The 13,851-nt window shown below is 64.7% G+C and carries 12 protein-coding genes; all 12 read left to right on the top strand.

The features are described from left to right. Nucleotides 1–142: 142 nt before the first annotated feature. The 12 genes from ccoN (at nucleotide 143) to EJC47_RS11390 (ending at nucleotide 13,812) form a co-directional block, all read left to right on the top strand. The gene (gene ccoN, locus EJC47_RS11335; RefSeq protein WP_126847746.1) at nucleotides 143–1,798 is read left to right on the top strand and encodes a cytochrome-c oxidase, cbb3-type subunit I; all 1,656 of its coding nucleotides are present in this window, start codon (nucleotides 143–145) and stop codon (nucleotides 1,796–1,798) included. A 10-nt stretch (nucleotides 1,799–1,808) separates the two neighbouring features. Continuing rightward, nucleotides 1,809–2,543 (top strand): cytochrome-c oxidase, cbb3-type subunit II, encoded by a 735-nt coding sequence (gene ccoO / locus EJC47_RS11340; protein ID WP_033963717.1) that lies wholly within the window; start codon nucleotides 1,809–1,811, stop codon nucleotides 2,541–2,543. Continuing rightward, nucleotides 2,540–2,707 (top strand): CcoQ/FixQ family Cbb3-type cytochrome c oxidase assembly chaperone, encoded by a 168-nt coding sequence (locus EJC47_RS11345; RefSeq protein ID WP_033963718.1) that lies wholly within the window; start codon nucleotides 2,540–2,542, stop codon nucleotides 2,705–2,707. Before ccoO ends, EJC47_RS11345 begins: the two co-directional genes overlap by 4 nt. Further along, complete coding sequence (gene ccoP, locus EJC47_RS11350; protein WP_126847748.1) at nucleotides 2,700–3,629, top strand: cytochrome-c oxidase, cbb3-type subunit III; 930 nt, start codon at nucleotides 2,700–2,702, stop codon at nucleotides 3,627–3,629. The genes EJC47_RS11345 and ccoP overlap by 8 nt, the downstream gene beginning before the upstream one ends. Beyond that, nucleotides 3,629–5,146, top strand: coding sequence for a cytochrome c oxidase accessory protein CcoG (ccoG, locus tag EJC47_RS11355; protein ID WP_126847750.1), 1,518 nt, complete (start codon nucleotides 3,629–3,631; stop codon nucleotides 5,144–5,146). The genes ccoP and ccoG overlap by 1 nt, the downstream gene beginning before the upstream one ends. Beyond that, nucleotides 5,143–5,601, top strand: coding sequence for a FixH family protein (locus EJC47_RS11360; protein ID WP_033963720.1), 459 nt, complete (start codon nucleotides 5,143–5,145; stop codon nucleotides 5,599–5,601). The genes ccoG and EJC47_RS11360 overlap by 4 nt, the downstream gene beginning before the upstream one ends. Next, nucleotides 5,598–7,718 (top strand): heavy metal translocating P-type ATPase, encoded by a 2,121-nt coding sequence (locus EJC47_RS11365; protein WP_126847753.1) that lies wholly within the window; start codon nucleotides 5,598–5,600, stop codon nucleotides 7,716–7,718. Before EJC47_RS11360 ends, EJC47_RS11365 begins: the two co-directional genes overlap by 4 nt. After that, the gene (gene ccoS / locus EJC47_RS11370) at nucleotides 7,715–7,903 is read left to right on the top strand and encodes a cbb3-type cytochrome oxidase assembly protein CcoS (RefSeq protein WP_033963725.1); all 189 of its coding nucleotides are present in this window, start codon (nucleotides 7,715–7,717) and stop codon (nucleotides 7,901–7,903) included. The genes EJC47_RS11365 and ccoS overlap by 4 nt, the downstream gene beginning before the upstream one ends. Nucleotides 7,904–8,003: 100 nt before the next feature. Then, on the top strand, nucleotides 8,004–8,231 hold the full coding sequence (locus EJC47_RS11375) for a hypothetical protein (RefSeq protein WP_126847755.1): 228 nt from the start codon (nucleotides 8,004–8,006) through the stop codon (nucleotides 8,229–8,231). A 59-nt stretch (nucleotides 8,232–8,290) separates the two neighbouring features. Beyond that, the gene (locus tag EJC47_RS11380; RefSeq protein ID WP_260591547.1) at nucleotides 8,291–8,995 is read left to right on the top strand and encodes a Crp/Fnr family transcriptional regulator; all 705 of its coding nucleotides are present in this window, start codon (nucleotides 8,291–8,293) and stop codon (nucleotides 8,993–8,995) included. 101 nt (nucleotides 8,996–9,096) lie between these two features. After that, nucleotides 9,097–11,085, top strand: a complete 1,989-nt coding sequence (locus EJC47_RS11385; protein ID WP_126847757.1) for a tetratricopeptide repeat-containing sulfotransferase family protein — start codon at nucleotides 9,097–9,099, stop codon at nucleotides 11,083–11,085. Nucleotides 11,086–11,250: 165 nt separating this feature from the next. Continuing rightward, the gene (locus EJC47_RS11390) at nucleotides 11,251–13,812 is read left to right on the top strand and encodes a TonB-dependent receptor (RefSeq protein WP_260591548.1); all 2,562 of its coding nucleotides are present in this window, start codon (nucleotides 11,251–11,253) and stop codon (nucleotides 13,810–13,812) included. The last annotated feature ends 39 nt before the right edge of the window (nucleotides 13,813–13,851 follow it).

Below are 13,851 nucleotides of genomic sequence, written 5' to 3' on the forward strand. Positions count from 1 at the left end.
GCGCGGCCACCACCGATGCCGCCGAACCGCGTGACTCTACGTACATCCGCCGTTCAGAATCCGCAGTAGCGGTTTGACGAAGGTCAAGGGCCGCGTCGGCTGACGTGGCCATTGGCAAGCTGTAGTGGCTGCGGAGGCGCGAATGGACGGAATCGTGATGAGGGCGGTGGCCTGGCTCTTGGTGGCCTTCGCGGCGGTGGGAATGTCCGCCTGCGCGATCGACCAGGGCTTTGCCATCCAGATGGGAATCGTCGCGCTGGCGGCATTTATCGCTGCGTTCTACGCGATGCGTCGCGTTGGCAATCCCGCGATTGCTGCGGACGGGTCCTTGCCCGCCCCGCGCGATCGCTATGATGACGAGGTCATCCGCTGGGGCGTGATCGCCACGGTGTTCTGGGCGATCGTCGGCCTGCTGGTCGGCGTGGTCATCGCCTCGCAGCTCGCCTTCCCGCTGCTCAACCTCCATTCGGAATATACCACCTTCGGGCGTTTGCGGCCGCTGCACACATCGGCGGTGATCTTCGCCTTTGGTGGCAACGCGCTGATCGCGACGAGTTATTATGTCGTCCAGCGCACCTGCCGCGCGCGCCTGGCCTTCCCCTGGCTCGCACGCTTCGTGTTCTGGGGCTACCAGCTGTTCATCGTGCTTGCGGCGACGGGCTATCTGCTCGGCATCACCGAGGGCCGCGAATATGCCGAGCCCGAATGGTATGTCGACATCTGGCTGACGATCGTCTGGGTGTCGTATCTCGCCGTCTACGTCGGCACGATCGTGCGCCGCTCCGAACCGCACATCTACGTCGCCAACTGGTTCTATCTCGGCTTCATCATCACCGTCGCGATGCTGCACCTCGTCAACAACATGACGGTGCCGGTGTCGTTCTTCGGCTCCAAATCCTATTCGGCCTTTGCCGGCGTGCAGGACGCGCTGACGCAGTGGTGGTACGGCCATAACGCGGTCGGCTTCTTCCTGACGGCCGGCTTCCTCGGCATGATGTACTATTTCGTGCCGAAGCAGGCCGAACGGCCGATCTACAGCTACCGGCTGTCGATCATCCACTTCTGGTCGCTGATCTTCCTCTACATCTGGGCCGGGCCGCATCACCTCCACTACACCGCGCTGCCCGACTGGGCGCAGACGCTGGGCGAAGTGTTCTCGGTGATGCTGTGGATGCCGAGCTGGGGCGGCATGATCAACGGCCTGATGACGCTCAACGGCGCATGGGACAAGATCCGCACCGATCCGATCATCCGCATGATGGTGTTCGCACTCGCCTTCTACGGCATGGCCACCTTCGAAGGGCCGATGATGTCGATCAAGGAGGTCAATTCGCTCAGCCACTATACCGACTGGACGATCGGCCATGTCCATTCCGCCGCGCTCGGCTGGAACGGCATGATCACCTTCGGCGCGCTGTATTACATGACGCCACGCTTGTGGGGCCGCACCCGGCTTTATTCGTTGCGGATGGTGAACTGGCACTTCTGGTGCGCCACGCTCGGCATCGTGCTCTACGCCTCGTCGATGTGGGTGGCGGGCATCATGCAGGGGCTGATGTGGCGCGAATATGGAAGCGACGGGTATCTCGTCTATTCCTTCGCCGAAGTCGTCCAGGCGATGCACCCTTATTATCTGATCCGCACGACGGGTGGGCTGCTCTACCTCACCGGTGCGCTGATTATGGCCTGGAACATCTGGATGACGATTGCGGGCAAGCTCCGCGACGAAGCCCCGATGTCGTCCCCGGCCTTCGATCCGGCGCGCGACCGTCCGCTCCAGCACGTCCCAGCAGAATAAGGGCGCGACCATGGCAAATCTTCTCAACCGCCACAAAGTGATCGAGCGCAACGTCACGTTGCTCGCCGTGTTCGCTTTCCTCACCGTCGCCATCGGCGGCATCGTCGAGATCGCTCCCCTGTTCTGGATCGACTCGACGGTGACCAAGGTGGAGGGCGTGCGGCCCTATACCCCGCTCGAACTCGCCGGGCGCGACATCTACATCCGCGAGGGATGTTATGGCTGCCACAGCCAGATGATCCGCCCGTTCCGCGACGAGACCGAACGCTACGGCCATTACAGCCTGGCCGCCGAGAGCATGTACGATCACCCGTTCCAATGGGGATCGAAGCGCACCGGGCCGGATCTGGCGCGGGTCGGCGGCCGCTATTCGGATGAATGGCACGTCCAGCATCTGAAGGACCCGCGCGCGGTGGTGCCGGAATCGATCATGCCGCCTTATGCCTTCCTCGCGGATCGCGATCTCGATGTCAGCCACATTGGCGATCACCTGGTCGCGTTGCGCCGGGTCGGGGTGCCGTACACCAATGAGGAAATCGCCAAAGCGGCCGACGACGTCACCACGCAGGCGACGGGCGAAGGCGACACGGCGGGACTCGTCAAGCGCTATCCCAAGGCGCAAGCGCGCGATTTCGACGGCAAGCCCGGACGCGTGACCGAGATGGATGCGCTGGTCGCCTATTTGCAGGGCCTTGGCACACAGGTCGATTTCAAGTCGGCCGCGCCGCGGGAGCAAGCGCGATGACAACCTACGATCTGCTGCGGGAATTCGCCGACAGTTGGGGGCTGATCCTGATGGGGGTCGCGTTCCTGACCTTCACCGGCTGGACCTTCCTGCGTTCGGTCGCCGCCGAGCATGAACGGGCGGCAAACAGCATCTTCGAACAAGAGGACGAAGTGGATGGCTGACGAAAAGCGCATCGACGAGCCCACCGGCACCAGCTTTGTCGGGCATGAATGGGACGGGATCGAGGAACTCGACACCCCGATGCCACGCTGGTGGCTATACACCTTCTACGCCTGCATTGCCTTCGCGGCGGTGATGGTCGTGCTCTATCCGGCGATCCCGATGTTGCACAGCGCGACGACCGGGGTGCTCGGCTGGTCGAGCCATGGCGATCTCGCCAAGGAAATGGCGGCGGATCATGCGCGTCGCGCGCCGGTGATGCGCGCGCTGGCGCAAACGCCGATCGAAAAAATCCCGGACGATCCCAAATTGCTGCGCGCGGCGCAGGAGGGCGGGCATTCGGCGTTCAAGGTTTATTGCACGCAGTGCCACGGCGCGGGGGCCGCCGGGGCCAAGGGCTATCCCAACTTGAATGACGATGATTGGCTATGGGGTGGTGATTTGAAGACCATCCAGCAAACGCTGCTGCATGGTGTCCGCCAACCCGGCGACGAGGAAACCCGCATGTCGCAAATGCCGGCCTTCGGCCGCGACGGAATCCTCAAGCCTGACGAAGTGCAGGACGTGGTCTCCTATGTCCGTGTGCTGTCGAAGCAGGAGCGGGCGACCGCATCGTCGAAGCGGGGTGGGGCATTGTTTTCCGCCAATTGCGTGGTGTGTCATGGGGATGCGGGCAAGGGAACCCGCGCAATGGGCGCGCCCAATCTGACTGACGGCATCTGGCTCTACGGCGGGGACCGCGACACGATCACCGAGACGGTGACCAACGCCCGTTACGGCATCATGCCGGCCTGGGGCGCGCGGCTTGATCCGGTGACGATCAAGATGCTGGCAATCTATGTCCACTCGCTGGGCGGCGGCGAAAAGACGCCGGTGGATCCCGCTCCGGAGCCTGCGGCGGCACCGGCGGTCGCGGCCCGCTGATGGTCCATCCGCGGGACTTGACCGGTGACGGCCAACAGTTTTTCGAGGCGCGCCGCAAGGTGTTCCCGAAGGCGGTGGACGGTCCGTTCCGGCGCTTGAAATGGGCAATCATGCTGGTCGCGCTGGCGATCTACTACGTCACGCCGTGGTTGCGCTGGAACCGCGGCCCCTATGCGCCGGATCAGGCCGTGTTGGTCGATCTGGCGCATCGGCGCTTCTACATGTTCTCGATCGAGATCTGGCCGCACGAATTCTATTATGTCGCGGGCCTGCTGATCATGGCCGGGATCGGGCTCTTCCTGGTAACCTCGGCGGTGGGGCGGGCGTGGTGCGGGTACGCGTGCCCGCAAACCGTGTGGACCGACCTGTTCGTGCATGTCGAGCGCGCGATTGACGGGGACCGCAACGCGCAAATCAAGCTGCAGCGCGCGCCCTGGGGGCCGGCCAAGGTCGCGCGGCGGATTGCCAAGCACACGATCTGGCTGGTGATCGGTGCGCTGACGGGCGGTGCGTGGATTTTCTATTTTGCCGACGCGCCGACGCTTGGCCAGGCCTTCGTGCAGGGAAGCGCGCCCTTCGTTGCCTATGCCACCGTGGGGGTATTGACCGCCACCACCTATATCTTCGGTGGCCTGATGCGGGAGCAGGTGTGCATCTACATGTGCCCGTGGCCGCGCATCCAGAGCGCGATGCTCGATGAGAAATCGCTGACGGTGACGTACAAGGCGTGGCGGGGCGAGCCGCGCTCCCACGGGCTGAAACGCGCCGAGCCGCTGGCACAGATGGACTCGGCGACGCCGTCGCTGGTCGCGCTGCTCGAACATCCCGAACTGGCGGACCGGGTCGGGGATTGTATCGACTGCAACGCTTGCGTCGCGGTGTGCCCGACTGGAATTGATATTCGCGAAGGGGCGCAGATCGGCTGCATTACCTGCGGACTATGCATCGACGCGTGCGACGGCATGATGGCCAAGGTCGGACGGCCTCCACGGCTGATCGGCTATACCACCGACCTCGACGCCCGGCGGGCTCGGGCGGGGGAGGCGGCGGTGCCCGCGCTCAAGCGCTTGTTCCGGCCGCGCACGCTTGTCTATTTCGGTGCCTGGGCGGGGATCGGCCTGGCGATGCTGTTCGCGCTGGGCAATCGTGAGCGGATCGGCATTGGCGTGCTGCAGACGCGCAATCCGCAATGGGTACGCTTGTCGGACGGCAGCATTCGCAATGGCTATACCGTCAAGGTCCGCAACATGGAGGAGCGGCCACGCTCCGTCGAAATCGCGATCGATGGTGTTCCGGGCGCGGTGCTGTGGACCGAGGCGTCTGGCCGCGGTGGTGCCGCGCGAAGCGTGCACGTCAACGTCGCGCCCGATCAGGTCGCGCAAGTGCCGGTGTTCGTTACCGCGCCCGGTGCGGGTCCGGCGCGTTCCGACCTTGGCTTCACCGTCCGCGCGCTGGATGCTGAAGGTGGAACCGCGCGCGACAGCAGCTTTTTCGAACGTCCGGAGCAAACGCCATGACCCGTCCCTTCACTGGTTGGCACATGACCGGTATTGTCGTCGCGATGTTCGGCCTTGTCATTGCGGTCAACGTGCTGATGGCGAGCTATGCCATCGGCACCTTTGGCGGAACGGTGGTCGACAACAGCTATGTCGCCAGCCAGCGCTTTAACGACTGGCTGGCCGAAGCGCGGGCGCAGCGCGCGCTCAAGTGGAATGTCGATGCTACGGTCGATGGTGACCGCGTGGTGATCGTCACCGCGCTCGCGCCGCATGGCCCGCTCTCCGATGCTGTGGTCACGGTGCGCGCAACGCATCCGCTTGGCCGGATGCCCGAGCGGGATTTGGCCTTCCGCTCGGTCGGCAACGGTCGGTTCGTGTCGACGACGGCGCTCCCGGCGGGGCGCTGGCTGTTGCGCGTCGATGTCCGCCGCGGTGCCGACGATGCGCGCTTCGACGACGAGATTCCGGCATGAGTGCCGCAGCGCCGCTCGAAACATCGATCTTCACGGTCGACGGGCTGCGCTGCGCGGGCTGTATCGCCAAGCTAGAAAAGGGCCTGCCGGAGATTTCGGGCGTCGCGTCGGCCCGGGTCAATTTCACCAGCAAGCGCGTCCGGATCGAGCACGCCGCCAACGTTGCCGACGACGATCTGCAGGCCGCGATCGGGCGGCTGGGTTTTTCGGCGCAACCCTTTGTCGGGGAAAGCGAAGCCTCGGCCAATCGCGAAAGCCGCATGTTGATGACCGCGCTGGCGGTCGCCGGGTTCGCGGCGATGAATGTCATGCTGCTGTCGGTGTCGATCTGGTCGGGCGCGGATGGCGCGACGCGGACGCTGTTCCACTGGCTCTCGGCGGCGATCGCGCTGCCGGCGGTCGCTTATGCGGGGCGGCCCTTTTTCAAAAGCGCATGGGGTGCGCTGCGGCATGGGCGCACGAACATGGACGTGCCGATTTCGATCGGCGTGGTCCTGACGCTGTCGATGAGCCTGTACGAAACCGTCATCGGCGGCGCGCACGCCTATTTCGACGGCGTGACGATGCTGCTGTTTTTCCTGCTCGCCGGGCGCTTTCTCGACAGTGCGATGCGCGTGCGGGCAGCGGACGGGGTGGCGGCGCTGATGCGACGCGTGCCAAGCGAAGTGCTGGTACGGCGGCCCGATGGCAGCACCGAACAGCGCCTTGCCGCCGAACTCGCGCCGGGCATGCGGCTGCTGATCGCGGCGGGCGAACGGATCGGGGCCGATGGCGTGGTCGAGGCCGGGCGCAGCAGTGTCGACCGCTCGCTGGTGACGGGCGAGAGCGTCCCGGAGGTGGTTGCCGTTGGCGACACTGTGTTGGCGGGGACGATCAACCTCAGCGGCCCGTTGACCGTGCACGTGACGGCGGCGGGCGAGGCGACGATCGTCGCCGATATCGCGCGGCTGATGGAGACCGCGACGCAGGGCAAGTCGCGCTACGTGCGCATCGCCGATCGCGCGTCGCAATTATATGCGCCGGCGGTGCATACTCTGGCGGCACTGAGCCTGGTCGGCTGGCTGATCGCGGGGGCGGGGCTGCACCAGGCGCTGACGATCGCGGTCGCTGTGCTGATCATTACCTGCCCGTGTGCGCTGGGGCTGGCAGTGCCGATTGCCCAAGTCGTGGCAGCGGGCGCGCTGATGCGTGCCGGGGTTCTGCTCAAGGACGGATCGGCGTTGGAGCGGCTGGCGGCCGCCGATACCGTGCTACTCGACAAGACCGGCACCGTTACGCTCGGCCACGTCGTGCCACTGGGCGGGATGCCCACCGGCGAGCAAGAACGCGGCGTATTGCTGGCGCTCGCCGAGGCGAGCCGTCACCCGCTGGCGGTGGCGCTGAGCGATGCGCTCGCACGCGATAGCGTGGTCGCCGCCGCCGTGACCGATCTGGTCGAGCATCCGGGGATGGGCGTGGAGGCACGGCTCGGAGACGCGGTCGTGCGATTGGGGCGACTCGACTGGGTGGGGTCGCTCGTGAATAGTGCAGCCATGGCGACCGCATTTCGCATCGGCACTGGCCCGGCCCACGTGATGACGTTCGGGGATGCCTTGCGGCCCGATGCGCTCGCCGCGATCGATCGTCTCCGCGCAGAAGGGTTCGCGCCGCGCTTATTGTCGGGCGATTCGGCGGCGGTGGTCGAGACGATCGGCGATACGCTCGGTATCCACGGCAGCGCGCGGATGGACCCTGCCGACAAATGCCGCATCGTCGATGATTTTGCGGCACGCGGGCGCAAGGTGCTGATGGTCGGCGACGGACTGAACGACGGTCCGGCGATGAAGCGTGCGTTCGTCAGCATGGCCCCGTCTTCGGGCACGGACGTCAGCCAGCTTGTCGCCGATCTGGTCTTCTTTGGCGAAAAATTGATGCCGGTGCCGATCGCCGTCGCCGCCGCGCGCCGGACGATGCGGGTCGTGCGGCAGAATTTCGCGCTGGCGATTGGTTATAATGTGCTGGCGGTGCCGCTGGCGATCGCCGGGCAAGTGACACCGTTGCTCGCCGCGCTCGCCATGTCGGGATCGTCGCTGATCGTGGTCGCCAATGCGCTGCGTTTGCGCGGGGTCGCGCGATGACCGGGCTGGTGGTTCTGATTCCGGTGGCGCTGGCGTTGGGGCTGGCGGGGCTGGCGGCGTTCTTCTGGGCGGCGCGCTCGGGGCAGTTCGAGGATCTCGACGGGGCCGCGCTGCGCATCCTGATCGACGAGGAGGATCAGCCCGTGCTTGCCAAGGCTGTCGATCCGGTACCTCCCCATGCTTGATCGGGGTCAAACACCGGGCGCGGTGAATCGGCGTACAGAGACGCTCATGCCCTGTTCCACCCCTTGCCATTCTACGCGGTCTTCGCGGGGCGGTGCGGCCTTGGCGTTGGTCGCGTTGCTGGGGCTGGCGAATGCCACGGTGGCGCAGGCGGGGGTGCCGGGCGATAGCATCACCGCGGCGATCTGCGGCGGGCATGGCACCGTGACGATCCCGCTCGGACGTTCGGGCGAGCCACCCGGCCAGCGGCGCGACTGTCCGACCGGCTGCCACGCGATGTGCAGCCGCAGGACGGCGGCCGATCTGATCGACGACGGCGAGGGTGACTGAGCACGGCATCGGGACAATTACGTACAGGCGTGGGGCGCTGTTCCTGTGATAGCAGGGACATGGGGACGCTCACCAACAGATGCGCGGAATGCGACGTTCGCGACATGGGCCTTTGCGGCGCGGCGGATATCGACGAACTGTCATCATTGAGCGCGATCGGCCGACGGCGCGCGGTCGCGGCGGGGCAGGTGCTCACCTGGGCGGGCGACGACAATGTGGTATGCGCGAACGTCGTGTCGGGCATCCTCAAGGTCACCGCCTCCACCTCTGATGGTCGCGAACAGATTGTCGGCCTTGTGTTTGGCGGCGATTTTGTCGGGCAGCTTTTCGAAGAAACGTCGTCGCTGACGGTCACCGCACTCGTCGATAGCGATCTGTGCGTCTATCCGCGCGAGCGCTTCGAGCGTGTGGTGGCCGAGGTGTCGGCGATCGAACGAACCTTGTTGCGCCGCACGGTCGCGTCGCTGAACGAGGCGCGCGAGCGGATGCTGACGCTGGGCAAGCGTGGCGCGCAGGAGCGCGTTGCCGGTTTTCTGCTCGATCTGGTGGATCGGACGGGGGTGGGGTCCGCCGACGGATCGCTCAGCATCGATGTGCCGGTCAGCCGGGGCGATATGGCGGATTTCCTCGGGCTGACCATCGAAACCGTCAGTCGTCAATTGACGCGACTGAAGGTGCTGGGTGCAGTCACGCTCGCGCGGGGTGGGCGAGCGATCGTCGTCAGCGACCGTGCCGCGCTGGAGGCGCTTGCCAATCCCGATTGAGCGTGCGGCGAGACGCTCGATCGCGATGAAAGGGCCGCCTTTGTGGATTTTAGGCGCGGCGGTGGATAGGCTTGCGTTTTCCCCTCTGGCCTTGCGGGACCATGACGCTGCCCAAACCCGGTCCTTCTCCTGAATTGCGCGAGGCCCGGCGGTTGCTCGGCGTCGATCCGGTCGCGGCGGTGGAATATGCGCGGCGGGCCGTGGCGGTGGAACCGCAATCGTTTGAAACGCGCTTTCTGCTCGGCGCGGCGTTGCGGCGGAGCGGGGAAATCTCTGCGGCTTGCGCGGTGCTGGCACCGCTGGCGACGGTGCGGCCCGCTGCGTGGGGCTTGCACTACGAATATGGAACGGCCTTGGCGGCGCTCGGTCGGTCCGATCTCGCCATCGCCGCGCTGGAACGCGCGACCAGCGCCAATCCGCAATCGTCGCTCGCCTGGCATGCGCTGGGGGACCAGCTCGCGCTGCGCAACCGCACCGACGCTGCGGTCGCAGCGCAGATGCGCGTGGTGCCGGGCTATGTCGGCGATGCCGCGCTCGCCGATGTCGCGAGTGCGCTCTTCACGCGCGAGGACCCGCGCGCTCGCGCGGCGCTGTGGACGCGCTTCGGGCTGGACCTGAACGATGTCGCGGCTGTCCGTCTGTTAGCCGATATCGGCATGCGCCTGGGGCATTTCGCGGCGGTCGAGCCGTTGCTGGCCGCGGCGGTGGCGACCGCGCCCGCTTTCGCGCCCGCGCGGTTCAGCCTCGCCCTCACGCTGCATCGGCTCGAACGCGGAGCGGAGGCCCTCACCGCGATCGAGCCGGTGGTGGAGGCGTATCCGGGCAGCGCGATGGTGGTCGGTTTGCAAGCGGCGATCCACATGCAGCTCGGCAATGTCGCGCAGGCAATCGATGCGTATGAAGGCGTGGTGCGGACGACGCCCGAGGATAGCGAGATGTGGCACGCTTATGGCCACGCCCTGCGCGCGATCGGGCGACAAAGCGATGCGGTCGCCGCCTATCGTCGCGCCATCGCCATTGCGCCCGGCTCCGGTGAGGCATGGTGGAGCCTCGCCAATCTCAAGACGGTGCGCTTCGACGCCGAAGATATCGCGCGGATGCAGGCGCTGCCGGAAGCGGCCAGCGCCAATCCCGGCGACCGCGCCTATCTGGATTTCGCGTTGGGCAAGGCGCTGGAGGATGAGCGCCGCTATGCCGAGGCGTTCGACCATTATGCACGCGGCAATGCGGCGCGAAAGCGACTGGAGCCGCACGATGCCGCGGCGCATCATCGCTTCGTTACGCAATCGATCGCCGCGTTCGACACTTCGCTGTTCGCGCGAGCGGCGGGCGCTGGGTGCGATGCGATCGGCCCGATCTTCGTGGTGGGGATGCCGCGATCGGGCTCGACGCTGGTCGAACAGATCCTCGCCAGCCATAGTCAGGTCGAGGGCGCGTCGGAGCTGCCGACGCTGACCGCGCTGGCGCGGGACTTGGCGGTCGCCAATCCGGGCTATCCTTCTTCGATCTCGCAAGTGCCGCTTGAGACGTTCGCCGAGCTTGGACGCGCCTATCTAAAGCAGACCGAGGTGTATCGCAGCGGGGACCGACCATTGTTCGTCGATAAATTTCCCGGCAATTTCCTGCACGGCGGCCTGATTCATCTGATGCTGACGAACGCGCGCATCATCGATGTCCGGCGGGATCCGGTGGCGTGCTGCTTCTCCATTTTCAAGCAGGCGTTCGCGCGTGGACAGGCCTATAGTTACGATCTTGAAGATTTGGCCCATTACTATCGCGATTATGTGGCGCTGATGGCGCATTTCGATACGGTCTTGCCGGGCAGGGTGCACCGCATTGTCTATGAAGATCTGGTGGACGATGCCGAGAGCGAAATCCGCCGTCTGCTCGGTTATTGCGGGCTTGCTTTCGAGCCGCACTGTCTGCGCTTTTTCGAGACCGGACGGAATGTGCGCACGCCCAGTTCGGAACAGGTGCGTCGCCCGATCTTCCGCGACGCGCTGGACCAGTGGCGTGGCTTCGAGCCGTGGCTTGGCCCGCTGATCGAAACGCTCGGCCCCCTTGCCAGACCCGTCACCGATCGGCCATAATCGCAATTTGGAATGCCCCTATCTGATTATTATCCTTCTCGCTTTTCGGGAATCGGGTGAGCTTCTTCAATCGGGGATCAGATCCAAATTCTCCGCAAGCAAAAGGCATGAAGCCTGATGCGGCAGCGCGAGGATCTGACGGGGCGTTTACGACAAGGGGGGACTATGACGAAGTTTCATGCTCAATCCGGCCCGTTGGGCCGTCGCACGCCTTTGCTTGCTACTTTGCTGGCATCTGCGGGAGGCTTGGCGCTGCTGGCACCGCAAGCGGCTTTTGCTGCGGCAGACCGTGCTGCCCCCCTTCCCGATACGGGCGCGGCGGCAGCTTCGTCTGCACAAACGCCCCCCAAGGACGGCGAGCTGACCGACATCGTCGTCACTGCAACGCGCTCGGGGGCGGAATCGCTGCAGAAGGTGCCGATTGCGGTGTCGGTGGTGAATGTCGATCAGGTCACCAAATCGGGGCAGGGCAATCTGTCCGATCTCGCCAAATTCACCCCCTCACTCGTCATCACCGAAGGTGCGCCGGGCTTCAATAAGTTCAACCTGCGCGGGCTTGCGACGGGCGGCTATGTCACGTCGGACACGTCGGATCGTCCGCTGGTCGCGGTCTATCTCGACGACACGCCGATCTCGGTGCAGGGGCAGACGCCTGACCTGAAGGTCTATGATCTCGACCGCGTCGAAGTGCTGCGTGGGCCGCAGGGCACGCTGTTCGGTGCGGGTTCGATGGCGGGCACGGTGCGCTTCGTGACGGCGAAGCCCGATGCCAGGAGCTTCTTCGGCACCGCCGAAGCGAGCGGCTCGACCACCGAGCATGGTGCCGGCAGTTACAATGTTCGCGGCATGGTCAACATTCCGCTGATCAAGGATCAGCTTGCCGTGCGCGGCAATATCTTTGTCGGCAATGATGGCGGCTTCATCGACAATATCGGCCAGCACAAGGTCAACAACGCCAACAGCAACCGCTCCACCCAGGGCCGGGTCGCGGTGCGCTGGACGCCGACCGACAAACTGATCGTCGATGGCAGCTTCACCTATGAGGACAGCCGCGCCAAGGGGCTGAATACCGGGCTCGATGGCCTTGCGCCCTACACCTATGAGAGCAACGGCGCGGAAGGCACGCGCGACCTGTTCAAGCTCTACACTGGCGGTTTCGATTATGACGCGGGCTTTGCCAATCTGATCGTCACCGGCGCGTATACCGACCGCAAGATCGGCTTCAACGCGAGCCCGGATCCGCAGATCGGCTATTATTTCGCCAGTTATTACGCGCCGTATACGGGGGCGGGCAAATATCCCCTGTACAACCCGCCAGCCAGCTACAACCACGCCGTGACCAGCCTGATCCCGGCCGAAAACTACACGATCAACCAGAAGCTCAACGATTTCATGGCCGAAGCGCGGCTGGTGTCGAAGAACGATGGCCCGATCAAATGGACCGTCGGTGCCTATTATGAAAAGCAGAACCGGCACCTCGTTCAGGACATTCCGGTCGCCGGGTTCGATACGCTGTCCTACCAGAATGCCGCGTTCGGCCCGTTCGCGACGCCGAGCGGCCTGTATGACTCGAAAACCGTGGATGGCGCGTTCAACTCGAACGACATTTTCTCAGGCCTGCAGGATGTTCACGAGCATCAGTTCGCCGCTTATGCGGATGGCACGTGGCATGTCACCGATCGGCTCGATCTGACCGCTGGCCTGCGTTACTTCAATTTCAAGGAAAGCTATTATCTGTACGAAGGCGGCGCGTTCGGCGTGCTGCTCGGCAAGGATGCGCAGGGGCGGACGACAGGCATCACCCAGTCGATTACCTCGACGCTCAAATCGAACGGCGTCAACCCGCGCGCCAACATCTCGTACAAGCTCGACGACAATGTGCTGATCTATGCCGAAGCCGCCAAGGGCTTCCGTTATGGCGGGGCCAATCAGCCGGTGCCGCTGGGCACGGCGGGTCTGGCCGGGCGCTGCACGACGCAGCTCAATGCCTATGGCTATACCGCCGCGCCGGGGACGTTCGGACCCGATAAATTGTGGAACTATACGATCGGCGAAAAGGCCAAGCTGGCGGGCGGGCGCGTCACGCTCAATGCCAGCGCTTATTATATCGACTGGTCCGACGTGCAGACGCGGTTGCGGCTCAATTGCTCGTATTTCTTCACCGACAATAAGGGCAAGATCGCCAGCAAGGGCGTCGAGCTGGAGGCGGCGGTCAAGGCGACGCGCAACATCACGCTCAATGGCAGCTTCTCGTTCAACGATTCGAATGCGCGCGGCGACATCCCGACGGTCGGCGCGTTTGACGGCGACCGTACGCCCTATTCGCCGCAAGTGACCGCGTCGGCCGGGGCGTTCTACGATACCGACCTTGGCAGCGGATCGCTGCATTTGCAGGCGACGTACAAATACATCTCGTCGCAGCAGACCACGTTCAACAATTACTCCACCACGCTTGACCCGAAGACCAAGCAGCTGATCGTCGACAAAACCAGCAATGGTGGGGCCAGCCAGACCTTCGCCGTGATCCCCGAAAGCCATAATGCCAGCGCGTCGATCACCTATGACGTGGGCCAGTTCGAATTCGGCGTTTTCGGCAACAATCTGTTCGATGGCGTCAAGGTGATCGATATCCAGCGCGCGACCTATTACGCGATCTATCAGGCGGGGTCGCGCGTGACCTATGCGCGCCCGCGCACGATCGGCGTGCGGGCGAAGGTGAAATTCTGACCCGACTGGGGAGGGCGGCAAACCGCTCTCCCCATCGCC

It is taken from the genome of Sphingomonas sp. TF3 (assembly GCF_003985085.1).
In the GTDB taxonomy this organism is placed as follows: domain Bacteria; phylum Pseudomonadota; class Alphaproteobacteria; order Sphingomonadales; family Sphingomonadaceae; genus Sphingomonas.

Bases quoted from the DNA above. Each gene is read 5' to 3' on its own strand.
- EJC47_RS11360 (WP_033963720.1), top strand. From the start codon at position 5,143: ATGACCCGTCCCTTCACTGGTTGGCACATGACCGGTATTGTCGTCGCG.
- EJC47_RS11380 (WP_260591547.1), top strand. From the start codon at position 8,291: ATGGGGACGCTCACCAACAGATGCGCGGAATGCGACGTTCGCGACATG.
- EJC47_RS11345 (WP_033963718.1), top strand. From the start codon at position 2,540: ATGACAACCTACGATCTGCTGCGGGAATTCGCCGACAGTTGGGGGCTG.
- ccoP (WP_126847748.1), top strand. From the start codon at position 2,700: ATGGCTGACGAAAAGCGCATCGACGAGCCCACCGGCACCAGCTTTGTC.
- ccoO (WP_033963717.1), top strand. From the start codon at position 1,809: ATGGCAAATCTTCTCAACCGCCACAAAGTGATCGAGCGCAACGTCACG.
- EJC47_RS11385 (WP_126847757.1), top strand. From the start codon at position 9,097: ATGACGCTGCCCAAACCCGGTCCTTCTCCTGAATTGCGCGAGGCCCGG.
- ccoG (WP_126847750.1), top strand. From the start codon at position 3,629: ATGGTCCATCCGCGGGACTTGACCGGTGACGGCCAACAGTTTTTCGAG.
- EJC47_RS11365 (WP_126847753.1), top strand. From the start codon at position 5,598: ATGAGTGCCGCAGCGCCGCTCGAAACATCGATCTTCACGGTCGACGGG.
- EJC47_RS11390 (WP_260591548.1), top strand. From the start codon at position 11,251: ATGACGAAGTTTCATGCTCAATCCGGCCCGTTGGGCCGTCGCACGCCT.
- ccoN (WP_126847746.1), top strand. From the start codon at position 143: ATGGACGGAATCGTGATGAGGGCGGTGGCCTGGCTCTTGGTGGCCTTC.
- ccoS (WP_033963725.1), top strand. From the start codon at position 7,715: ATGACCGGGCTGGTGGTTCTGATTCCGGTGGCGCTGGCGTTGGGGCTG.